At 60.7% G+C, this 22,491-nt stretch carries 15 protein-coding genes and 1 pseudogene; 12 read left to right on the forward strand and 4 right to left on the reverse strand.

Translation table 11 applies throughout. The features are described from left to right. Positions 1-962: 962 nt before the first annotated feature. From CRO59_RS29350 to CRO59_RS27480, 3 genes and pseudogenes are all read left to right on the forward strand, one after another. Positions 963-1,166, forward strand: a pseudogene (locus CRO59_RS29350) (HAMP domain-containing protein); the annotation flags it as partial. 153 nt (positions 1,167-1,319) lie between these two features. Further along, positions 1,320-2,024, forward strand: coding sequence for a methyl-accepting chemotaxis protein (locus CRO59_RS29355; RefSeq protein WP_371917844.1), 705 nt, complete (start codon positions 1,320-1,322; stop codon positions 2,022-2,024). A 243-nt stretch (positions 2,025-2,267) separates the two neighbouring features. Further along, positions 2,268-2,657 carry a hypothetical protein gene (locus CRO59_RS27480; RefSeq protein ID WP_097090476.1) on the forward strand — a complete coding sequence of 130 codons (390 nt, stop codon included), beginning with the start codon at positions 2,268-2,270 and terminating at the stop codon, positions 2,655-2,657. Here the strand turns inward: CRO59_RS27480 and CRO59_RS27485 are convergent, their stop codons facing one another. Both CRO59_RS27485 and cra read right to left on the reverse strand, forming a co-directional pair. After that, complete coding sequence (locus CRO59_RS27485; RefSeq protein WP_097090477.1) at positions 2,658-3,434, reverse strand: TatD family hydrolase; 777 nt, start codon at positions 3,432-3,434, stop codon at positions 2,658-2,660. 3 nt (positions 3,435-3,437) lie between these two features. Then, positions 3,438-4,433: a catabolite repressor/activator gene (gene cra, locus CRO59_RS27490; RefSeq protein ID WP_097090478.1), complete on the reverse strand. Its 996-nt coding sequence runs from the start codon at positions 4,431-4,433 to the stop codon at positions 3,438-3,440. Between the two features lie 306 nt (positions 4,434-4,739). Between cra and ptsP the strand changes: the two genes are divergently transcribed. The 4 genes from ptsP to CRO59_RS27510 all read left to right on the forward strand — a co-directional run bounded on the left by ptsP (position 4,740) and on the right by CRO59_RS27510 (position 12,001). Next, complete coding sequence (gene ptsP, locus CRO59_RS27495; RefSeq protein WP_097090479.1) at positions 4,740-7,601, forward strand: phosphoenolpyruvate--protein phosphotransferase; 2,862 nt, start codon at positions 4,740-4,742, stop codon at positions 7,599-7,601. Beyond that, on the forward strand, positions 7,601-8,542 hold the full coding sequence (pfkB, locus tag CRO59_RS27500; RefSeq protein ID WP_027610794.1) for a 1-phosphofructokinase: 942 nt from the start codon (positions 7,601-7,603) through the stop codon (positions 8,540-8,542). The genes ptsP and pfkB overlap by 1 nt, the downstream gene beginning before the upstream one ends. Before the next feature lie 11 nt (positions 8,543-8,553). Further along, a complete protein-coding gene (locus CRO59_RS27505) occupies positions 8,554-10,287 on the forward strand; it encodes a PTS fructose-like transporter subunit IIB (RefSeq protein ID WP_097090480.1) in 1,734 nt (577 codons plus the stop codon). A 172-nt stretch (positions 10,288-10,459) separates the two neighbouring features. Beyond that, positions 10,460-12,001 carry an alkaline phosphatase gene (locus tag CRO59_RS27510; protein WP_097090481.1) on the forward strand — a complete coding sequence of 514 codons (1,542 nt, stop codon included), beginning with the start codon at positions 10,460-10,462 and terminating at the stop codon, positions 11,999-12,001. 116 nt (positions 12,002-12,117) lie between these two features. Here the strand turns inward: CRO59_RS27510 and CRO59_RS27515 are convergent, their stop codons facing one another. Further along, entirely contained in the window at positions 12,118-14,646 is a 2,529-nt protein-coding gene (locus tag CRO59_RS27515) for a sulfite reductase flavoprotein subunit alpha (RefSeq protein WP_097090485.1), read from the reverse strand. Positions 14,647-14,882: 236 nt separating this feature from the next. Then, entirely contained in the window at positions 14,883-17,204 is a 2,322-nt protein-coding gene (locus CRO59_RS27520; RefSeq protein ID WP_096795326.1) for a TonB-dependent siderophore receptor, read from the reverse strand. Positions 17,205-17,411: 207 nt separating this feature from the next. Here CRO59_RS27520 and CRO59_RS27525 point away from each other — a divergent pair, with 207 nt between their 5' ends. From CRO59_RS27525 to CRO59_RS27545, 5 genes are all read left to right on the forward strand, one after another. Continuing rightward, positions 17,412-18,092 (forward strand): Fe2+-dependent dioxygenase, encoded by a 681-nt coding sequence (locus tag CRO59_RS27525; RefSeq protein ID WP_027610799.1) that lies wholly within the window; start codon positions 17,412-17,414, stop codon positions 18,090-18,092. Continuing rightward, positions 18,089-18,844, forward strand: a complete 756-nt coding sequence (locus tag CRO59_RS27530; protein WP_097090482.1) for a tetratricopeptide repeat protein — start codon at positions 18,089-18,091, stop codon at positions 18,842-18,844. Before CRO59_RS27525 ends, CRO59_RS27530 begins: the two co-directional genes overlap by 4 nt. 201 nt (positions 18,845-19,045) lie before the next feature. Further along, the gene (locus CRO59_RS27535) at positions 19,046-21,262 is read left to right on the forward strand and encodes an alpha-xenorhabdolysin family binary toxin subunit A (protein WP_097090483.1); all 2,217 of its coding nucleotides are present in this window, start codon (positions 19,046-19,048) and stop codon (positions 21,260-21,262) included. 47 nt (positions 21,263-21,309) lie between these two features. Further along, complete coding sequence (locus CRO59_RS27540; RefSeq protein ID WP_097090484.1) at positions 21,310-22,188, forward strand: hypothetical protein; 879 nt, start codon at positions 21,310-21,312, stop codon at positions 22,186-22,188. A 93-nt stretch (positions 22,189-22,281) separates the two neighbouring features. Further along, the coding region (locus tag CRO59_RS27545) for a helix-turn-helix domain-containing protein (RefSeq protein ID WP_143503297.1) at positions 22,282-22,491 on the forward strand (210 nt) is incomplete at its 3' end.

The following is a 22,491-nucleotide window of genomic DNA, read 5'->3' on the forward strand; positions in this document are numbered from 1 at the left end:
GCTTGCTCTATCCCGCCGTCTCGCTGATGAACCGTCTGAGCTTCGGCATGAAGTTCAGCCTGATCAGCGTGCTGTTCCTGGTACCGATGCTGGTGACCAATTTCTATCTGGTGCGCGATTCCTATCGCGAGTTCCAGGGCACCCGGGTCGAATTGCAGAGCCTCGATCTGCTGGGCAGCAGCCTGAGCCTGCGCCGGGATCTGGAGACGTTGAACAATCTGGTGCAGATCAACGTCACCCTCGGCCAGTCCGGCAAAGCCGACAACCTCGAAGCGCAGATCAACAGCCTGGAACAAGCCGTACTGGCGCGTCTGCAAGGTCTGCAGGCGATGACCGACGATCCCGAACAGATCAAACTGTTCGACGGCAAACGCGATGAAATGATCAGCGCGTTCAAGGCCCAACTGGCGGAAAGCTCCCTGCAAAGCAAAAGCGCAATGATCGGCAAGCTGCTCGGCAACGCGCAGATTTTCAGCCAGATCATCGCCAGTCAGGCCGGTCTGAGCCGCGACAACCAGAGCGACATTCGCCAGCTCAGCGAGCTGCTCACCAATATCACCCCGGCTGTGACCCAGACTCTCGGCGAAGGTCGGGCCATCGGTTCGTATTCGTTGGGGCAGGGCTTTCTCAACAGTTCGTCGAGCAGCCGTTTCGACGAGTTGCTGGCGCAGATTGAAAAGCTCCAGGCCGAATACGCGCTGAAACTGCAGGACGCCCTCGACTCCAGCAAAGCCGCACGCGCCAGCCTCAGCCCGCCGGCCGACAGCAGCAAGGCTTCGCTCAAACAGGCCAGCGAACTGTTTGAAGCGAAAGTCGTGGTGGCCGAGACCCTCGATACCCCGTGGCAGGCGTTCTACGATCAGGTCACCGGGCTGATGGCGCAGACCTACCAGCTTAATGACGCGACCCTGAAATTCCTCGATACCCAACTGCAGCAGCGCCTCGCGCAAAACCGCACGCACATGGTGTTGCAGGCGGTGGCGCTGGCGGTGGTGTTCGTGCTGATTTTCTATCTCTACGGCGGGTTCTACGCCTCGACCCGCACCACGCTCAAGCGCCTGGGCGCAATGATGGACAAAGTCGCGGCCGGTGACATGACGGTCAATTTCAAGGCCAACAGCCGCGATGAACTCGGCGAGCTGGGTGAGGTGTTCAACGGCACCGTGCGGAAAATTCATGACCTGATCGAGCGAGTCGGGCAGACCGTGGCTGAGGTCGAGCGCCAGGCCGGGCAGGTGGAAACTGTCTCGGCGCAAAGCAATCAGGCGGTGGCCGGGCAGCGCACGCAGATCGAGCAAGTGGCGACCGCGATGAACCAGATGTCGGCGACCTCGCTGGAAGTTGCACGCAGCGCAGCGGCAGCGGTGAGCAGCGCGCACAGCGTCAACGATGAAACCGTCAGCGGTCGCACACTGGTGGAGTCGCAGCAGGGCAGCATTGCTGCGCTGGCCAGTGAGATCGATCAATCGGTGCTGGTGATCAACCAGTTGGCCAGCGACAGCCAGTCGATCAGCCGCGTGCTGGAAGTGATCAAGAGCATTGCCGAGCAGACCAACTTGCTGGCGCTCAACGCCGCCATCGAAGCCGCCCGCGCCGGCGAGCAGGGCCGGGGATTTGCGGTGGTGGCGGACGAAGTGCGTACGTTGGCCAAGCGCACCCAGCAATCGACCGAAGAAATCGAGCAGATGATCGCCAGACTGCATGGCGGCGTGGGCGCGGCGGTGAAGGCCATGGGCGTTAGCCATCAGATGGCCAACGGCACGGTCGGGCAGTCGGAAAAGGTCCAGCAGGCGCTGGAAAACATCCTCGGCGCGGTAGGCATGATCGTCGACCAGAACCAGCAGATCGCTGCCGCCGTGGAGCAACAGACTGCGGTGGCCCATGACATCGACCAGAACATCGTCGAGATCAATCGCGCTGGCGAGCGCACGGCCCAGGGGGCGCACCAGACGGAGGACGCCAGCCGGGCACTGTCGGCGCAGGTAGTGGAGCTGAAACAACTGATCAGCGCGTTCCGCGTCTGATCGAGCGCGAATTCTGTAGGAGTGAGCCTGCTCGCGATAGCGGTGTGTCAGTCAATTCAATTGTTGGCTGATACACCGCTATCGCGAGCAGGCTCACTCCTACAAGGGCGGTAATGTCAGAACATTTTGTAATGCATTGATGCTTACGCTTGTAAGCCAATTCCTGTTTTCTTTCGACGGCTGGCTTTTCGTCATTAATGAGCCAGTATCCGAGTTCTGCTGATTGCGTCGAGGAGGCCGCTCATGTCCGTTGCAACCCTGGGAATCCAGGGCCGTTGTGCTCATTGCCAGACCCTACAGGTACTCAAACCCTGGCAACTCAACGCCATCGCAATCAACGAACCGTTCACTTGCGCGCACTGCCAGGAAGCTCTGGAGCTGCGCTGCCCTAAACAGATCAAACGCTTCAAGTCCCTCGATTCGCTGGGATTGCTGCGCTTCAGCGCGTCGGTAACCGTGTGCACTGCGCTGCTGGTGGCGTTGGTCATGGAATGGATCGGGCTGCTCAGCGTGACTGAACAGTTGAATGCGTCGTTGATCGTGATTTTTATCTACTTCGCACTGGCACGCTTTGTCCGCCAGCGTCAGCACATGACCTTGATTCTCGAAGCGGCCAAAGCCCACGGCGACTGATTACCAACCGAACACTTCGCAGCTGTTGGCGGTACTGGCGGCGGCCAGTCGTTCTGCACTGACATTCATCAACTCGGCCAGTGCTGCACAGATCGCCGGCAAGTGTGCCGGTGTATTGCGTACGCCGGGAAACATCGCCGGCGCCATGTCCGGGGAGTCGGTTTCCAGCACGATCGAATCGAGCGGCAGATCCGCCAATACCCGATGCATGCGCAACGCCTGCGGCCAGGTCGGCGCGCCGCCCAGACCCAGTTTGAAACCGAGCTTGATGTATTCGCGTGCTTCTTCGCGGCTGCCGGCGAACGCGTGGATGATGCCCGCGCGCTTGAGCTTAAAGCGCTTGAGCGTGGCGATCACCGCGGCGTGGCTGCGGCGCACGTGGATCAGCGCCGGCAGTTCGAAATCTGCCGCCAGTTGCAGCTGCGCGTCGAACAGCGCCTGCTGGCGTTCGCGGTCGAGGGTTTCGATGAAGTAATCCAGGCCGATCTCGCCTACTGCACACAATTGCCGATGGCCGCGCAGCCGCGTCAGCCAGTCGCCGAGTGCGCGTAGATCTTCGGGTTGATGCTGATCGAGATACACCGGATGCAGACCGAATGCCGCGTACAGGTCGGCATCGCTCTGCACCAACTCCCACACCCGCTGCCAATTGCCCTGATAAACCCCCAGCACCACCATCCGCCGCACCCCGAGGGCGCGGCTTTCGGCGAGCAAGGCTGAGCGATCGGCGTCGAAGTCGGGGAAGTCGAGGTGGGTGTGGCTGTCGATCAGCTCCACGGTTCAGTCCCGATGAATACGCTGCTTGAAGGTACGGGCGATGGCCTGCACGCCAGGCTTGTATTGCGATTGCTCGACGGCGGCCAGCGCCAGTTCCAGCGCCTTGTCGGCGATCAACTGGTGCTGCTGGGCCATGGCGTTGACCGGCAGCGGCAGGAAGTCGAGCAACTGCGTGTCACCGAAGGTGCCCAGACGCAGCGGGCGGGATTTGAGCGGGAAGTCATGCAGCGCATCGAACACGCCCTGCAACAGCACGTAGGACGTGGTCACCAGCGCATCCGGCAAATGCCCCAGACGTTGCAGGAGTTCTTCCATCAATTGCTTGCCGCATTCGCGGCTGAAGGACTCGGCGTGCTCGATCAGCACTTCGCCTTTGAAGTCGACCAGCGCCTGCTTGAAGCCCGCCGCACGTTCCTGACTGATGCTCAGCTCCGGACGCGCGCCGAGCAGCACGATCTGTTTCGGCTGCGGATCGAGCAGGCTCTGGGTCAGGTGCAGGCTGGCTTCGCGGTCGTCACTGATCACCGAGCAGAAGTGCTCGGGCTCCATGACCCGGTCGATGGCGATGATCGGCAGGCCCTTGGCCTGCAACTGGCGGTAGCTGTCGTCACCGGCCGGCAGGCAACTGGCGACGATCAGCGCATCGCAGCGGCGCGCCTTGAACAGTTGCAGCAACTGGCGCTCGCTGTCCGGCGCATCGTCGGAGCTGGCAATCAGCAACTGATAGCCACGCGCCCGCGCGCCTTGCTCCAGCAGTTTGGCGATCCGCGCGTAACTGGGGTTTTCCAGGTCCGGCAGAATAAAACCCAACGTGCGGGTGTGCCGACTGCGCAAACCGGCCGCTTGCGGGTTGGGGGTGAAGCCGTGCTGTTTGACGACCGCACGCACCCGCTCGACCGTGGCGTTGCTGATGCGTTGCTGTTCGGCCTTGCCGTTGATGACGTAGCTGGCGGTGGTCACGGACACTCCGGCCAACCGCGCGATATCACTGAGTTTCAACCCGGGATTTCCTTGTTTTTTCGAGCTTGCCGCCACATTTTCGCCAATCCTACCCGATTCGGGCAGACGACTATTGTCGCAGCGCATCCGACAAGTTGGACTTCAAGGATGAGACATTATCGAGTAACGTGCCGATCAATCTAGATTAAACGTTTCAGCAAGCGTATTTTCTACGTTTTAGACGCCTTTGGCCGGTTCTGCCGTGAAACCGCCAAAACTGCCGCTGAAAAGCAGGCTGACCAGCGCCTAAGCTGTGACCATTCAAAACAATATCCTGGCGCATCCATGTGCCAAAAAGGAGATCGCATGCTCGAGCTCACTATAGAGCAGATATCCATGGGCCAATCGGCTGTGGATAAACCCGCCGCCCTGCAATTGCTTGCCCATCATCTGGTGGCCGATGGCCTGGTCGCCGATGGCTACCTCGCTGGATTGCAGGCCCGGGAAGCCCAGGGCTCGACCTTTCTTGGTCAAGGTATTGCCATCCCTCACGGTACGCCCGAGACCCGCGATCAGGTGTTCGCCACCGGCGTGCGGCTGATGCAGTTTCCCGAGGGCGTGGACTGGGGCGACGGCCAGATCGTTTATCTGGCGATCGGCATCGCCGCCAAATCCGACGAACACCTGCGTCTGCTGCAACTGCTGACCCGCGCCCTTGGCGAGACCGATCTGGGTCAGGCCCTGCGTCGCGCCAGTTCTCCCGAGGCGCTGCTGAAGTTACTGCAAGGCGCGCCACAGGAACTGGCGCTGGATGCGCAGATGATCGGCCTCGGCGTGTCGGCTGACGATTTCGAAGAATTGGTCTGGCGTGGCGCGCGTCTGTTGCGTCAGGCCGATTGTGTGAGCAATGGTTTTGCCGGCGTGTTGCAACAAGTCGAAGCGCTGCCACTGGGCGATGGCCTGTGGTGGCTGCACAGCGAGCAGACCGTGAAACGTCCGGGCCTGGCGTTCGTCACCCCGGACAAACCGATGCGTTACCTCGGCCAGCCGCTCAGCGGTCTGTTCTGTCTGGCCAGTCTGGGTGAGGCGCATCAGGCGCTGCTCGAACGCCTGTGTGCGCTGCTCATCGAAGGGCGCGGCCATGAATTGGGCCGCGCCACCAGCAGCCGCAAAGTCCTCGAAGTGCTCGGCGGCGAACTGCCGGCCGATTGGCCGAGCGCGCGTATTGCCCTGGCCAACGCCCACGGTTTGCATGCACGTCCGGCGAAGATCCTTGCGCAACTGGCGAAGAGTTTCGACGGTGAAATCCGCGTGCGCATCGTCGACAGCGCGGACAGTGCCGTGTCGGTAAAAAGCCTGAGCAAATTGCTGAGCCTCGGCGCCCGTCGTGGTCAGGTGCTGGAGTTGATCGCTGAACCGAGCATCGCTGCCGACGCCTTGCCTGCATTGCTGGCCGCTATCGAAGAAGGCCTCGGTGAAGAAGTCGAACCGTTGCCGGCCGTGAGTCAGCAACGCGAAGTCATCACCGATATTGCCGAGGTGCTGATCGCCCCGGCGTCCGGCGCGCAGTTGCAGGCGATCCCTGCCGCACCGGGCATCGCCATTGGCCCAGCGCACATTCAGGTGCAACAGGCTATCGATTACCCGTTGCGCGGCGAGTCCGCCGCCATCGAGCGCGAGCGCCTCAAGCAAGCGTTGAGCGATGTGCGCAGTGACATCCAGGGCCTGATCGAACGCAGCAAGGCCAAGGCCATCCGCGAGATCTTTATCACCCACCAGGAAATGCTCGACGACCCGGAACTGACCGACGAAGTCGACACCCGTCTCAAGCAAGGCGAGAGCGCCGAAGCGGCGTGGATGGCGGTGATTGAAGCAGCGGCCAAACAACAGGAATCGCTGCAGGACGCGTTGCTCGCTGAGCGGGCGGCGGATCTGCGTGATATCGGTCGCCGGGTACTGGCGCAACTCTGTGGTGTGCAGACTCCGAATGAGCCTGAACAACCGTACATTCTGGTGATGGACGAGGTCGGTCCGTCGGACGTCGCACGGCTCGATCCGGCGCGGGTAGCGGGGATTCTCACCGCGCGCGGCGGCGCCACCGCGCACAGTGCAATCGTCGCCCGTGCTCTCGGGATTCCTGCGCTGGTCGGAGCTGGCGCTGCGGTGTTGCTGCTGGAACCGGGCACGCCGTTGCTGCTCGACGGCCAGCGCGGTCGCCTGCACGTCGACGCCGATGCCGCGACCCTGCAACGTGCCGCCGAAGAACGCGACACCCGCGAGCAGCGTCTCAAGGCTGCCGCCGAACAACGCCATCAACCGGCGCACACCACTGACGGTCACGCCGTGGAAGTGTTCGCCAACATCGGTGAAAGCGCCGGCGTTACCGCTGCGGTCGAGCAGGGCGCCGAAGGTATTGGCCTGCTGCGCACCGAACTGATTTTCATGGCCCACCCGCAGGCGCCGGACGAAGCCACTCAGGAAGCCGAATACCGCCGCGTTCTCGACGGCCTCGCCGGGCGACCGCTGGTGGTGCGCACCCTTGATGTCGGCGGCGACAAACCGCTGCCATATTGGCCGATCGCCAAGGAGGAAAACCCGTTCCTCGGCGTGCGCGGCATTCGCCTGACCTTGCAGCGTCCACAGGTCATGGAAGCGCAATTGCGCGCCTTGCTGCGTTCGGCGGATAACCGGCCGCTGCGGATCATGTTCCCGATGGTCGGCAGCGTCGAAGAATGGCGTCAGGCCCGCGACATGACCGAGCGTCTGCGCCTGGAAATCCCGGTCGCGGACTTGCAACTGGGGATCATGATCGAAGTACCGTCCGCTGCATTGCTGGCGCCGGTATTGGCCAAGGAAGTCGACTTCTTCAGCGTCGGTACCAACGACCTGACGCAATACACCCTGGCCATCGACCGTGGTCACCCGACACTCTCGGCCCAGGCTGACGGCCTGCACCCGGCGGTGCTGCAACTGATCGACATCACCGTGCGCGCCGCACATACCCATGGCAAATGGGTCGGCGTGTGCGGCGAGCTGGCGGCGGATCCGCTGGCGGTGCCGGTGCTGGTCGGCCTCGGTGTCGATGAGCTGAGCGTGTCCGGTCGCAGCATCGCCGAGGTCAAGGCGCGCATCCGCGAACTCAGCCTGACCCAGGCGCAAACCCTTGCTCAACAAGCCCTCACCGTGGGCAGCGCGAACGAAGTGCGTGCATTAGTGGAGGCCCTGTAATGGCCAAGATTCTCACCCTGACCCTCAACCCGGCGCTGGACCTCACGGTCGAGCTGCCACGCCTGGAGGCCGGTCAGGTCAACCGCAGCGACGAGATGCACACCCACGCCGCCGGCAAAGGCGTGAACGTCGCCCAGGTACTCGCAGACCTCGGGCATCAACTGACGGTCAGCGGCTTTCTCGGCGAAGACAATCTGCAAGCCTTCGAGACTTTGTTCGCCAAGCGCGGCTTTGTCGATGCGTTCATTCGCGTGCCGGGGGAGACGCGCAGCAACATCAAGGTCGCCGAGCACGACGGGCGCATCACCGACATCAACGGCCCGGGGCCGGTGGTCGACGCGACGGCGCAGCAGGCGTTGCTTGAGCGTCTGCTGCAGATCGCTCCGGGGCATGACGCGGTGGTGGTCGCCGGCAGTCTGCCGCGTGGCGTCAGCGCGCAGTGGTTGCGTGAGTTGATCGAACGCCTGAACGGTCTCGGCCTGAAAGTCGCCCTCGACAGCAGTGGCGAAGCTTTGCGCGCGGCCATTGAAGGGCGTCCGTGGCTGATCAAGCCGAATACTGAAGAACTCGCCGATGCGCTCGATTGCGATGTGGTTTCGCACGCCGCCGAAGCTCAGGCTGCGGCGTGCCTGCACGCCAAGGGTATCGAGCACGTGGTGATCTCCCATGGCGCCGACGGTGTGAACTGGTTCAGCGTCGGCTCGGCGCTGCATGCCACGCCGCCGAAGGTGACTGTTGCCAGCACGGTAGGGGCCGGTGACTCGTTGCTGGCCGGCATGCTCCACGGTCTGCTCAGTGCCGATACGCCCGAGCAGACCCTGCGCACGGCCACGGCGATTGCCGCGATGGCGGTGACGCAGATCGGTTTCGGCATCAACGATGCGGCGCAACTGGCGCAGCTCGAACAGGGCGTACGCGTGCGTCCCCTGACAGAACAATAAGAGGGTTTGTCATGAAATTAGCCATTGTCACGGCCTGCCCGAACGGCATGGTCACCAGTGTGCTGTGCGCCCGTCTGCTGGACGCGGCGGCCCAGCGTCAGGGCTGGAGCACCAGCGTTGAAGTGGTCGATGCGGCGCACCCGGAACGTGAATTGTCGGACGCCACCATTGAGGCGGCGGAGTGGGTGTTGCTGGTGGCCACCGGTGATGTCGACATGCGCCGTTTCGTCGGCAAGCGCGTGTTCCGCATCGCCCCGGCGCAAGCGCTGCAGGATGTCGAAGCGGTGCTGCGCCGTGGTGCGCAAGAGGCCGAAGTTTACCTCGCCAGCGAAGCCGTCCCGGTTGCCGCTGCGCCACGTGCGCCACGCATCGTCGCCATCACTGCGTGCCCGACGGGTGTTGCCCACACCTTCATGGCGGCCGAGGCGTTGCAGCAGACGGCCAAGCGTCTGGGCTATGAACTGCACGTCGAAACCCAAGGCTCGGTCGGCGCGAAAACCCCGCTCAGCGCAACGGCGATTGCCGAGGCTGACGTGGTGTTGCTGGCGGCCGACATCGAAGTCGCCACCGAGCGTTTCGCCGGCAAGAAAATCTACCGTTGCGGCACCGGCATTGCCCTCAAGCAATCCGAAGCGACGCTGAAAAAAGCCCTCGCCGAAGCTCAGGTGGAGAGCGCTGCGAGCGACGGCAAGGCGCCGGCCAAGCAAGAGAAAACCGGCGTTTACAAACACCTGCTGACCGGTGTTTCGTTCATGCTGCCGATGGTGGTGGCCGGGGGTCTGATGATCGCCTTGTCGTTCGTCTTCGGCATCACCGCGTTCAAGGAAGAGGGCACGCTGGCGGCAGCGCTGATGCAGATCGGCGGCGAAACCGCGTTCAAGCTGATGGTGCCGCTGCTCGCCGGTTACATCGCTTACTCGATCGCCGACCGCCCGGGCCTGGCGCCGGGGATGATTGGTGGCTTGCTCGCCAGCACGCTGGGGGCAGGGTTTATCGGCGGGATCGTCGCCGGGTTTATCGCCGGTTATGCGGCCAAGGCCATCAGTCGCTATGTTGCCTTGCCGCAGAGTCTTGAAGCGCTGAAACCGATTCTGATCATCCCGTTGTTCGCCAGCCTGTTCACCGGGCTGGTGATGATCTACGTGGTCGGTAAACCGGTCGCGGGGATGCTTGCGGCACTGACGCATTTTCTCGACAGCATGGGCACCACCAACGCGATCCTGCTCGGCGTGTTGCTCGGCGGCATGATGTGCGTCGACCTCGGCGGGCCGATCAACAAAGCCGCGTATGCCTTCTCGGTGGGGCTGCTGGCTTCGCAGAGTTATGCACCGATGGCCGCGACCATGGCCGCCGGCATGGTCCCGCCAATCGGGCTGGGCATTGCCACTTTCATTGCTCGCCGCAAGTTTGCCGAGACCGAGCGCGAGGCCGGTAAAGCGGCGCTGGTGCTGGGGCTGTGCTTCATCTCCGAAGGGGCGATTCCGTTTGCCGCGAAAGACCCGCTGCGAGTGATTCCGGCGAGCATCGCCGGCGGTGCGTTGACCGGCGCGTTGTCGATGTACTTCGGCTGCAAACTGATGGCACCGCACGGTGGCTTGTTTGTGCTGGCGATCCCGAATGCGATCAATCATGCGTTGCTGTATCTGCTGGCGATTGTTGCGGGGAGTCTGTTGACTGCTGTTGTCTATGCGACGGTCAAGCGTCCGGAAGCTGTTGAGTTGGCGCTGGAACCCGCCAAAGCCTGACACTGCAATACCCCTGTGGGAGCGGGCTTGCTCGCGAAGGCGTCATGTCAGTCGATATTTCTTAAACTGACACACCGCTTTCGCGAGCAAGCCCGCTCCCACAGGGGGGATGTGTTGTCATGCCGGATTCATCATCCCGTGCTTAAGTTTTCCTTTTTCCAGGGAGAACAGCATGAGCGATTTCAATCCGGGGCGTCGACGGGTCATGCAGGTGGTCGGTGCCGGGCTGCTGATGCCGGGGCTGGCGCCGGCGGTGATCGCGTCGGTCAAGGATCGGCCGCAACTCACCGACGGCGTGCAGTCTGGCGACCTGCAAGGCGACCGCGCGATGATCTGGAGCCGCAGCGACCGTCCGGCGCGGATGGTGGTCGAGTGGGACACCCGCAGTCAGTTTCGCCACCCGCGCCGGGTAGTCTCGGCACTGGCCGATGCGCGCACCGACTTCACCGCCCGCGTCGAACTCACCGGGCTGCCCGCTGATCAGGCGATTTTCTACCGGGTGTATTTCAAGGACGCACAATCCGGCGTCGCCAGCGAGCCGTGGCTCGGCCATTTGCGCAGCGCTCCGAAGGCGCGGCGCAATATCCGTTTCGTCTGGAGTGGCGACACCGTCGGCCAGGGCTTCGGCATCAACCCGGACATCGGCGGCATGCGCATCTACGAATCCATGCGCCTGCGCCTGCCGGACTTCTTTATCCACAGCGGCGACACCATCTACGCCGACGGCCCGGTGCCGGCGCAACTGACCACCGAAGGTGGACGTATCTGGCGCAACCTCACCACCGAGGCCAAGAGCAAAGTCGCGCAGACCCTTGACGATTATCGCGGCAATTATCGCTACAACCTGATGGACGAAAACATCCGCCGTTTCAACGCCGAAGTCCCGCAGATCTGGCAGTGGGACGACCACGAAGTGGTCAACAACTGGTCGCCGGGCAAGCAGCTCGACGAGCGTTATCAGGAAAAAGATATCCACACCTTGGTCGGCCGCGCGCGCAAGGCCTGGCTGGAATATTCGCCGATGCGTTTGCAGGCGGCCGACGGCGGCGGGCGAATTTATCGCAAGCTCAGCTACGGGCCGATGCTTGATGTGTTCGTGCTCGACATGCGCAGTTATCGCGGGACCAACGACGACAACCTCGGCGCGGCGAAACCGTTTTTGGGGCGCGAGCAACTGGACTGGCTCAAGCGTGGCTTGAAGCACTCGAAGGCGCAGTGGAAGGTGATCGCCGCCGACATGCCGATCGGCCTCGGCGTGCCCGATGGTGAAGTCAGCCCGGGTGTGGCGCGCTGGGAGGCGGTGGCCAACGGTGATCCGGGCCCGGCGCAGGGACGTGAGCTGGAAGTCGCCGAGTTGCTCGGTTTTCTGCGCGCGCAGCAGGTGCGTAATTTCGTGTTCCTGACTGCCGACGTGCATTACTGCGCGGCGCATCACTACCACCCGGACCGCGCGGCGTTTCAGGATTTTGAACCGTTCTGGGAATTTGTCGCCGGGCCGCTGAATGCCGGGAGTTTCGGTCCTAATCCGCTGGACAAGACCTTCGGCCCGGAAGTGGTGTTCCAGAAGGCCCCACCCACGCAGAACGCTTCACCGTTTGCCGGCTTTCAGTTCTTTGGCGAGGTGAACATCGAAGGGCAGAGCGGGGAGATGAGTGTGGTGTTGCGGGATTTGAATGGGGTAGCGGTTTTCGAGCAGAAATTGCAGCCAGTTTAGACGCTGAGAACCTGTGGGAGCGGGCTTGCTCGCGAAGACGGTGTGTCAGCGAAGTCGATATCGACTGGCACGGCGCCTTCGCGAGCAAGCCCGCTCCCACTGGGTAATGATGGGTGTCAGTACACGTCGCGGCGATAGCGGCCCTGTTCGATCAGACGTTCGACTTCGGTGGTACCGAGGATGTCGTTGAGTGCCTGATCGACGCCGGCGGCCATGCCCTGCAGGCTGCCGCAGATGTAGATCACCGCACCGTCAGCCAGCCATTTCTTCAGTTCGTCAGCGGATTCGCGCAGACGATCCTGCACGTAAATCTTTTGCGCCTGATCCCGCGAAAACGCCAGGTCCAGCCGCGCCAGATCACCATTGATCAACCACTCTTCCAGCTCCGCCCGGCAGAGGAAATCGTGCTGACGATTGCGCTCGCCGAACAGCAGCCAGTGACGCTGCTGACCGTCGGCGATGCGTGCTTTGAGCAGGCTGCGCAGCCCGGCGAGGCCGGTGCCGTTGCCCAGCAGAATCATCGGCACCTCTTCGTTCGGCAAATGGAAGCCACTGTTGCGTCGCACACGCAGGCTGATGCTGCCGCCCACGGGCGCATGCTCGGTCAGCCAGCCGGAGCCGATGCCCAGGCTGCCGTCGCTGTGTTGTTCCTGACGCACGATCAGCTCCAGCACACCGTCGGCGGCAATCGAGGCGATCGAGTATTCGCGCATGGCCAGCGGCACCATCGCATCCACCAGCGCTTGTGCATGCAGGCCGACCAGATGCGCGCGATGCTCGGGCAACTGGCGGCTGGCGAGGGCGATTTCCAGTGGCTCTTCGAGGCCGTTGATCTTCACCGTGGTTTCGCCACGAATGCCGAGGCCGTCGAGGAAGTGTTCGATGGCCCACGGGCAGTTGCGCGGCAGCACTTCCACCAGGTCGCCGGCCAGCCAGCTGCTGGTGCTCGGCGCCTTCAGGCCCAGCAGGTACACCGGCGCGCCGCTGCTGTCGGGGTTCATCAGTTCGCGGCTGACCAGCGTCCAGTTGTCGTAGCTCGGCGCTTGCCAGTTGTCGACCGGCGCTTGCCCGGTCAGCTGTCCGAGCTGGGTTTGCCAATGACGCAGGGCGTATGGGTCGCCGCTGTCGACTTCGACCGGGGCAAACAGGGTCTTGCCGCCGTGCTCGCCCAACCACTGATGCAGGCGTCGGGCGAAGCCGCAGAAATTCTGGTACTGGCGGTCGCCGAGGCCCAACACCGCATAGTTCAGGCCGTCGAAGCTTGCAGCGTTGCTCAGCACTTTGCGCTCGAAACCGCGGGCGCTGTCCGGTGCTTCACCGTCGCCGAAGGTACTGACCACGAACAGCGCGTTATTCGACTCACGCAGATCCTGTGCGCTGACATTCGCCAGCGGCTGCACCTTCACCGGCAACCCGGCGGCCTGCAATTGCCCGGCAGTCTGCCACGCCAGTTGCTCGGCAAAACCGCTCTGGCTGGCGAAACCCACCAGCCATGCCGGTGCATCACCGCTCGGTGGCTGGAGATCTTTGCGCGCGTCCTGAATCTGCTTTTTCTTGCGTCGGCGATCCAGATACAGCAGCCACCCGGTGATGAAAAACAGCGGCATGCACACGGCGGCGAGGGTGACGATGATCCGTCCGACCAGACCGAAATAGCTGCCGACGTGCAGCGCGTAAATGCTGGTCAACAGCTGCGCCTTGAAGCTCTTGTCAGCGTAGCGATCAACGCGTTTGACCACACCGGTGGCCGGGTCGAGGGTGATCTGGTTCAGCGCGCGATCATGCGGCGAGCTGTCGAGCAGGTAGAACACGGTCGCCGGTTGCCCGGCCACTGGCGGCATGCGGATGTTGTAGGCCGACAGGCCCGGGCCGGCAGCGCTGTAGATGCTGCTCCACATCGCCGCATAGTCGGCGGTCGGTGCCGGACCTTCTGGCGCCGGGCCGCGACCGCCGCGCACGCGCTCGTTTTGCGGCGCATCGGAAAGCAGTCTGGTCAGGCCTTTGTTGTACCACTCGTACGACCAGGACAACCCGGTCAACGCCAGCAGCAAATACACCAGCAGGCACCAGGTGCCAGCCACCGAGTGCAGATCCCAGTTGAAGCTGCGGCCCTTTTTCTTCCAGTCGAGGGTCAGCCACACGCGCCAGCTGTTCCACTGGCGTGGCCAGCGCAGATACAGCCCGGAGAGGCAGAAGAACAGCAGGATCAGGGTGCAGGCGCCGGTGATGTTGCGCCCGGTGTCGCCCATGGCGAGAAAGCGGTGCAGTTGCAGCATCAGGCCGAAGAAGTCCTGACCCACGGCGTCGCCCATGAACTCGCCGGTGTATGGGTTGAAGTAGCGCATCTCGCCACGGCGTTCGCCTTTTGGCGGGGTGAAGTAGACGCGCGCGGCGTTGCCACTGTCGGTCTCGACCCAGAGCATCCCGACTTTCTTGCCGGAGTTCGCTTCGATGTGTTCCACCAGCTCGACTGGAGGCAGGACGCCAGCGACCTGTTTTTCCACCTGCAACACCGACGGGTTCAGCGCCCGCAGGATTTCGTCCTGGAACGAATAGGCGGCACCGGTAATGCCCATCAGGGCCAGCACCAGCCCGGCAGTGATGCCGAAAAACCAGTGCAACTGGAACAGGGTTTTCTTCAACACGTCGCTCGCCTTGTCCGTTCGAAAATTGTCATCACGGCGCGCATTATGCCGTGGGTTGTCGAGAGCTTCTTTGATTACGCACAAAGGCCCCGTTCAATCTAATGAACGGGGCCGGATCTGCTGATTGCATTAACTGTGGGAGGGGGCTTGCTCCCGAATGCGTCGTGTCAGTCGATATCTATTTCACTGACACATCGCCTTCGCGAGCAAGCCCGCTCCCACATTTACCGCATCAATCAGAAGTGGAAGTTGGTGCTCAACAGCGCCGTACGGCCCGCCGCCTGGTTGGCGAAGTGGGTCGAGAAGGCTTTGTCGTAGTAGGTTTCGTTGGTCAGGTTCTGCACGTTGAGTTGCAGGTCGACGTTCTTGCTCAGCTTGTAGGCGGCCATCGCGTCGTAACGTACATAGGAATCGACCATGGTGGTGTTGGCCACGCTGCCGTAAACGTCGTCGACGTAGAACGCGCCGCCACCGAGGGTCAGCTTCGGTGTGACCTGATAAGTGGTCCACAGGCTGGCGCTGTTTTTCGGCGTGTTGGGCAACTCGTTACCGTTGTTGATTTTGTTGGCTGGCAGGTCACCGCCGTCCACCTGTTCGCTGTCCATGTAGGCGTAGCCGGCGAACACTTGCCACTTGTCAGTGATCTTGCCGCTGGCCGACAGCTCGATACCTTGCACGCGGGTCTTGCCGGCGTTCTCGTAGGAGGTGGTGTCGACTTGTACGCGAGCGTTTTCTTTCTCGGTGCGGAAGATGTCAGCGGTCAGCGACAGGCGATCGTTCAACAGATCCCACTTGGTGCCGATTTCGTAGTTCTTGGTGGTTTCCGGCTCCATGTCGCTCTTGAGCAGGTTGCCGTTGCGATCCGGGGTGCCGCCCAGCGGGTTGCCTTCCTGGCCTTCACCGAGGGTGTTGCCCGGTGGCGTCGCGGAGGTCGCGTAGGAGGCGTAGATGCTGCCGTTCGGTGCCGGTTTGTAGACCACGCCGAACTGACCGGTGACGAATTCGCTGGTGTCATCACCCTTGGAGGTGGTGGTGCCGGCGTTGTTGTAGGTCTTGTAGTCGGTGTCGAAGTGGTCGTAACGCAGGCCCATGTTCACCAGCCACTGCTCGGACAACTCCAGGGTGTCGAACGCATACAGCGCGTAAGTGTTGGCCTTGGTGTCGGTACCGGCGTAGTTGCGCGAGATCGCGCCGTTCCACGGATCGTTCGGATTCGGGTTCGACAGCGAGGTGCAGTTGTAGCCGCTCGATGCGCCAATCATCGACGGGGTGCAATTGGTGGTCGCAGCGCTGGTGCGCGGCGTGGTGTCAGTGTTGACGTTGTACGAGGACTTCTGGCCTTCCTCGCGGGTGTATTCGACACCGGTGGAGAAGCTGTTCTTGAAACCGGCGACGTAGAAATTGCCGAACAGATCAGTCTGGTTGGTGGTGGTCTCGGTGTTGCTGACCCGAGTGTTGGCACGGCGCCAGACGCTGCCATTGTTGACGTTGCCCTTGCTGTCGTCCGGCTGGGTGAGGATGTAATCCTGCATGCTGGTGCCGTGGCGCAGGGTGTTCTTGATGGTCAGCGAGTCGCTCAGGTCATGCTCGATGGCGAAGGTCGCGGTGTCGGTGCGGCCCTTGCGGAAGTCGCGATCCAGACCGTAGAAGTTGCTGTGATCACCACCGGCGTACGGCTTGTCCGGGTTGGACTTGGTGCGTGCTGCCGAACCGCCGGCCGGAATGGTGTAGGGAATGCCCGAGTCCGGGGTGTCGTTGCTTTCCAGATGGTAGTAGTCAAGGTTGACGCGGGTGTCGGTGCCCAGGCCAAACGCCAGGGACGGCGCGATGCCCCAGCGATCGTAGTCGACCTTGTCGCGACCGGCGACGTTGCTCTCGTGGCTCATCAGGTTCAGGCGGCCGGCAGCGGTGTCGCTGAACTGGTAGTTGCCGTCCAGGGTGTAACGCTGGGTCTGGTCGGAACCCCAGGTGAAGCCGCCGTCGAACGAGTTGCCCAGGTGCGCTTTCTTGCTCACCAGGTTGATGCTGCCGCCAGCCGCGCCGCGACCGCCGATGGCGGAGTTCGGGCCCTTGCTGACTTCGATGTTTTCCACGGCAAAGATTTCGCGACTCTGCGAACCGGTGTCGCGCACGCCGTCGAGGTAGGTGTCGCCCTGGGCGTCGAAACCACGAATGAACGGGCGATCGCCCTGCGGGTTGCCGCCTTCACCGGCACCGAAGGTGATGCCCGGCACGGTGCGCAGCGCGTCCTGCATGTTCAGGGCGCCGGTATCTTTCAGGACTTGTTGCGGAATGACGGTGACCGAGCGCGGCGTGTCGACTAGCGGCGCGGTGTACTTGGGCGAGGAGGCTTTTTCGACCTGGTAGGACGTCGAGTCCTGCGCTTCGCCGGTGATGGCGGTAGCGTCCAGAGCGATGGCATTGCCGGAAGCTTTGCTGTCGGTCTTTTCTGCGGCGAAGACCATGTGCCCAGCAGAGCCGGCGGTGATGGCAACACCAATGGCCGAAGCAAGCAAACGTGGTGAACTGACCGGCAATTGAACCTGTTGACGTGACATTTTTATTCCCCTCCCCAAGGATTTGAGGTCGCGGAATATAGGGTAAACAGGTATTCGTATCAATTGCGAAACATTGTTATTCGCGACGAATTTACATTCTTTACAATTTAACCTTACGGTTTTTGCCGATTCATCCGTCGTGCGGGTTTTACACAGCCAATAAGAATCAATACCATTGGCACCCCTTTACCATCAGGTACGATCGCCATGCTGCTGCACATCCCCGGCCTGTTCGCCAAAGCAGAAGTGCAGCGCATCCGCGAGGCGCTGGAGCAGGCGGATTGGGCCGATGGCAAGATCACCGCCGGCTATCAGTCGGCGAAGGCCAAGCACAATCTGCAGCTCCCGGAAGGCCACCCACTGGCCAAAGAAATCGGCGCAGCGATGCTCGAACGGTTGTGGAAAAATCCGCTGTTCATGTCGGCCGCGCTGCCGCACAAAGTATTCCCGCCGTTACTCAACTGCTACACGGCGGGCGGCAGTTTCGACTTTCACATCGACAACGCCGTGCGTCAGCCCAAAGGCAGCATCGAGCGGGTGCGCACCGATCTGTCGGCCACACTGTTTTTCAGCGAACCCGAGGATTACGACGGCGGCGAGCTGGAGATCCAGGATACTTTCGGCACGCAACGGGTGAAACTGCCCGCCGGCGACATGGTGCTGTACCCCGGCACCAGCCTGCACAAGGTCAATGCCGTCACCCGCGGCGCGCGTTATGCGTCGTTCTTCTGGACGCAAAGTCTGGTGCGCGAAGACAGCCAGCGCGCCCTGCTGTTCGAGATGGACGGGGCGATCCAGCAGCTCACTCAAGACATGCCCGATCACCCGTCGCTGATCCGCCTCACCGGCACCTATCACAATCTGTTGCGGCGCTGGGTCGAGGTATGAGTTTTCAACTGCGACGCGAAGAAGTACTCGACGGCGCCCAGCTCAACGCCATGCTTGAAGAAAGCCCGGCGCGTGCGGCGCAGGCGATTCTGCTCGCGGCCGGCCAGGGCATTGTTGAAGCGCAGGCGCTGCTCGGGCAGATCCTGCTCGATGGCCGTGGCATCGCCCAGGATCAACCCTTGGCACTGCGCTGGTTTGGTATCGCTGCCGGGCAAGGGCACTTGATGGCGCGCAACATGCTGGGGCGTTGTCATGAACATGGCTGGGGGTGTGTGGCGAATGCCGCGATTGCCGCGCAGCATTATCGAATCGCCGCTGACGCGGGGCTGGATTGGGCGATGTACAACCTGGCCAACCTGCTGGGTACCGGGCGCGGAGTGATGTTGGATCATGCTCAGGCCCTGGGGCTGTATCAGCGCGCCGCTGAAGCCGGCCACGCCAAGTCGATGAACCTGCTGGGGCGTTATCTGGAAGAAGGGCTGGTCTGTCGGGCCGACCCGGTCGCCGCGCGCGACTGGTACCGACGCTCGGCCGAGGGCGGAGATTTTCGTGGGCAGTTCAGTTATGCCGCAATGCTGGCTGATGCTGGATTGATCGAGGACGCACTGGGCTGGTTGCGCAAGGCACTGGCTACAGGGAACGTGAATTTTCTGCGGGTGAGCATGGGTTCATTATCGAGCGCTCGTCATCCGTCGATTCGCCAGATGGCCGATGCTTATCGGCAGCGGCTTGGGGAATTGCTCGTCGCTTGAGTCATTAAAAAGTCTTTCGGTTGGCCACTGGTTAGTTGGCTTTTCTGCTTCTTGTATTTAATTTTAATAGTTAATAACTTGGCGAATTAGTTGTATCTGCCTACTGTCGGGTTCGATGTTGTTCAAGTGATTGGAAGTTTCTTGTCGACATCGAAAATAAAATAGCCGTTATTAATATCCACGGAAGACAAGGAGTCTTTGATGGAACTCAAGTTAAATGACAAGGTGGTCGAGGCCGCCGCGAAAGCGCCTCTGGCATTTGTAAATGCCTCGCTGGGCGTGGGTGAGGAATATAACCGGGGTACCGGTATACAACTGACCAAAGAGCAAATTATCAGTCTCAGGAAGTATGAAGTTCTCGGCCTCTCGCTGCCCGTCCGGTTGCAAGATGTTATTGCCTATCTAAACTATGGTGCGGGTGATGAAGGCGGCGTGGGCCTGAAAGCGGGAGATTTCCTGCGTACCTTCAGCATGACCTATGATCACGCCAAACGCTGGTCGCCATTGCGCGAAAAGATCATGTTGACCGGTAACGATCTGAGAATCTTTGCTGGCAGTATTATCCGCACGGGTAACGCCATTGTTGAAGTGTATGAGGATCTCAAGGCCTCGAGGTATCTCGAAGAGCACAACATCAATACGCCTGAGGAATACCTGAATCTGCAACGGCAGATTCCGGGTCTGCCTGATCTTGACCTGTCTTCGGAAGATATCCTGGATATCAAGGCGTATCTCAATGACCTGTTGGCTAAAGTAGCGCATTGTCATCAGGAAGCCGAGCGCGTTCGGGCCCTGCTGGACAGTTTTGGCGCCGATATGCGTGAAAAGGTGCTGCCGGAAATTGCCTTGCGACTGCAGTTCGTCTCCAGGAACACTTATCAGAACGATACCAAGGCGCTGCAGGAAGTCATTGATCAGCGCGCAAAAGAAATTGATGAACTGAACAAACAGTACGACCAACTGGTGCAGGAAGCGATCAAGTCGGCAGCCACCCTGAATATTGGCGGATTGATTCTTGGCATTTACCAAGGCGTCAAGGCCGAGAAAATCCGCTCTGAACGTAATCGCCTGAAGCAACTGCAGCAGGTCGATAACCAGAGTATGGCAAGCAAGAACCAGACGCTGAGTTCGTTGAACAAGGTTCGAGATGATTTGCAAAATTTGAGTTACGTGGCGATTGAAGCCGAGGTCGCGACTCAGAACCTGATGCTGGTATGGAATGCCCTCAGTGATTACGTCGAGGCGTCGTTCAAGGAAGTTGACGGTATTTTCGAAGCGACTTCGCTACGCCGTTTCAAGATTCAATTACTGAGTATCATCGATCCCTGGGAGCAGATAAAAGTCAGCTCTGATCAGTTGCTGAAAGTGTTTGAAGAGGCTGACAGGGAATATGAAAGAAGTGGGCTGGTTGTTCGGAGTGGGTCAATGATGTCTTTGCTATCGGTTAGTTCGGCTGTACCCGCATTCAACATGCCCCGCCTGCGTGAGCATAATGCGGGTGTGCAGGGTCTTAATACCACGGCTCAGATGCTCTTCGAGCAATTCGATTACATGCCTGGAACTGTCGGGGCCATGAACAATCTGGCGCTCGCCATCAACAAGGCCACCTACGATCTGCGGAGTCAGGCACAGGCCACCAGCATTTACCTGGAACGCGCCGATAAAAAACTGCGCAGCTATCAAGCTGAGCTGGAGTATCCGGACGACGCGGACGAAGTTCGCGAGGATATGGAGGTCGAGCTGAAGAATATCTTCAACAAGGTGGCGGTGCAGAACGAAGATCTGAAAGCTGTGCACAAGAGCATCAGCGCTTATTACGATCGCAGCGCCTCGGCCGAGTGGATCGTGACGCTCAAGGCCGAGCGTGTCACCACGATCGAGCTCAAGGCCGAATCCGACAAAAAACTCGCAGACCTGACGACCGAAATGAAGTCTGTTTCCGAGGGTATTGATCTGATCGCCAAGGCTGGCATCGAGAAAATTGGCGAACAAGCGCAGTTGTCTCTGGAAAACCTCAAGGCATTGGGACTGGCGCCACCTCAGGTGCAAGTTGCCCTGCTGGCTATCGAGACGCTGAAGAAACTGATTTCCGGCATTGGCGAGGCCGTTTCCTTTCTCAATATGCTGGCAGCGTACAACCGGCTGAATGAACAGGCAGGTGATCTGCGCACACAGATCAACAAATACAGCAAAGACCTCGCGCGCATTGAAGGCCGGATCGAGCTGGTCGAAACCCTGGATCAACTGGACGACGGCCGTGCGGCTTACGCTGGAGAGTTCAGCGTTCTGATCGATGACTTTACCCGCTTCGCCAATGATTTCAGACAGAACACTGCGCTTCCCGTTGAAACCCGGGCGCAAGCAGCGATTGATCGAGTCGCCGAAGTCGTCAGGCATCTAAAGAGCATTCATCAATAACAAGGAGCTGGAAAGGTGGGCGAATAGCCTGCCTTTCCTGAAACGGCATGAATGCTTTGGCTTATGAATTTTCAGCGATGCAACGGCGTGTACTGGACCGTTACGGGCGATTTCTCGGCACCTTGCCGACGACATTCAATGCGATACCGCTGGTCTTCGAGCGCCGGAGAAAGGCAGGGCATCAATTGGCCGTCCTGGCCAAAGACTCGCGTCTGGAGAACGCCCGGTTCAATCAGCGCTATCTGCAGGATTTCTGGGCGCGTACCGAAGCGTCGAGGCGTCTTGGCGCAGGGTATCTAGGGGATCTGCAAGTGTTTACCCGCGAAGCCCTGGATATCACAGGCAACACCTCCAGACACGAGCCTGTCAGCCAGGTGGACTTTCGGCTGTTCAGCCTTTCGCGGTCGACCAGCTGGCAGTTGTTCCCAGCAGAGGATGTGCCTGACCTGATCCACGAACTGGCACTGCGTTTCTATGCGCTGCAGGCCGAGATACGGCAGCTGAAATACACAGTCGTGGAAGTGTACGACGAGTCATTTGGCTTGAAGTCAGTGTTTCTCGGCGCTATGGATCACCGCTCCTGCCTGTGTCATGCGACGCCAACCGTTGCCGAAGGGTTGTTTGGCGATTCATTGACGACGCCTGTCTGGGATCTGGCTTATGCATCGACCGATCCGGCCATCAGGGCGGCTGAATACCAGGCTGATATCGCGGCGTTATTCAATGGGTTCGTGTCGGTGAATACGCAGATGGGGCTATTCATCGAAGCGCTTTATCAGCGCCTCGACAACGTGTGCAATCAACTCTTGCAGGCGAAGGCTGCGGTGAAACTGAGTGAGCTGAATTTCAAACTCGCCGCGATGACCGAGAGCGCCAATGAGTGCATGGCAATGCTCGATCATCTTGAGGCGTGGCTGCGCCCATAAAAAAAGGCCCATGATTGCTCATGGGCCTTTTTCTCAATCGTGTCGCGTCCTGAATAAGGTTTACACCTTCTGACCAATCTTCAGGAGGATTCAATGGATACCGGAAAAAGGCGGAGCCAGCGCGATTACACGCTAGCTTTTAAATTGTCAGTTGTAGATCAAGTCGAAAAAGGCGAGTTGAGTTATAAAGAGGCTCAACGGCGCTTTGGCATTCAAGGCCGGTCCACGGTACTGGTTTGGTTACGCAAGCATGGCCGACAGGACTGGAGCCAAGGCGCCTCAATCCGAGCGCCGCGGAGCAGG

It is taken from the genome of Pseudomonas sp. LAMO17WK12:I5, assembly GCF_900215165.1.
GTDB classification, from domain to species: Bacteria; Pseudomonadota; Gammaproteobacteria; order Pseudomonadales; family Pseudomonadaceae; genus Aquipseudomonas; species Aquipseudomonas putida_A.